2 protein-coding genes are annotated in these 1294 nt (G+C 47.7%); one reads left to right on the top strand and one right to left on the bottom strand.

All coding sequences use genetic code 11. From position 1 onward, the window contains the following. Positions 1-561 (bottom strand): class I SAM-dependent methyltransferase (locus AC59IL_RS38895; RefSeq protein ID WP_496557662.1); only part of this gene is annotated, 561 nt, incomplete at its 3' end. Between the two features lie 232 nt (positions 562-793). Here AC59IL_RS38895 and AC59IL_RS38900 point away from each other — a divergent pair. Further along, positions 794-1294 (top strand): hypothetical protein (locus AC59IL_RS38900; protein WP_496557663.1); only part of this gene is annotated, 501 nt, incomplete at its 3' end.

The raw sequence follows: 1294 nt of genomic DNA on the forward strand, positions 1-1294 counted from the left end.
GAGAATACTGAAGCCTGAGGTCTGAGGTCTGAGAATACTGAAGTCTGAAGTCTGAGGTCTGAGGTCTGAAGAGCTTGCTAATGGTTGACTTCTGCCCTTATAGTAATTGCCTTCTACCTTCTGACTTCCGACTTCCGACTTCTGACTTCCGACTTCCGACTTCTGACCTCCGTCTTCCGACTTCTGACTTCCGATTTCTGACTTCTGACCTCCGATCCCCGATTTCCGCTTTTCGGTGTCAAGCAATACCCACTCAACAAGTTCTTCCGTCTCAGGACGGGGTATCAGCACGTTTTCATCTACATAAAAAGGCATTCCGCAAAACCAGGCCTCGTGCAACACGTATTGCACCGGTTTATGTTGCAATAATTCTTTGGTGTATTGTTCCAGTTGGGCAATGCGGTCGGGCAGCAGCGGTAAATTTTTATTGATGATGCGGTCGATCTTTTTCCACCCGGTAATGTGCTCCATTACCCAATCGGCAATATTCGCCGCTTCGCGGTTATCGTACAAATGATTTAACTGAAAAAGTAATTGCTGCTGCGCCTCCTGAATGGTCATGGCGGCAAATTACGAACTTCCGAATCCATTATGATGAAGATTCAGCCCGGTAAAATAAAGATTCTATACAAACAACTATCCCTGTTGATAATCTCTTATGTTGAGAGGCAATAAGCAAAACGTAAATCCACCTGTTCTGAGACATTTGCATTCCCGTAATTCTATTTTGTGGCCTTCAACATTTATCCTGTACAATAAAGTGTGATATAAAATGTTTCTGAAAACAACAGAAATGCATCGAGACTACAACTCTCGAAGAACAGGCTCTTTCTGCCCGGCAAACGACTTCGCCGGTACGGTAAATGACTTTTCCGACGTGGTAACCGACTCAACTAACCTGGCAGCTGACTCCGCATTCCGGATCGATGCCATTTCCTGTGTAACTATTGGTACTTCCTGCCGGGTGTTTGACTTCGCCTGCCCGGTAGCTGAAACCGCCAACCCGGTAAAAGCCTTTTCCCGCTTGTCAAAAGGTACTTCCTGCCGGGTGTTTGACTTCGCCTGCCCGGTAGCTGAAACCGGCAACCCGGTAAAAGCCTTTTCCCGCTTGTCAAAAGGTACTTCCTGCCGGGTGTTTGACTTCGCCTGCCCGGTAGCTGAAACCGCCAACCCGGTAAAAGCCTTTTCCCGCTTGTCAAAAGGTACTTCCTGCCGGGTGTTTGACTTCGCCTGCCCGGTAGCTGAAACCGCTAACCGGGTAAAAGCCTTTTCCCGCTTGTCAAAAGATACTTCC

The organism is Niastella sp. sgz303648 (genome assembly GCF_059587045.1).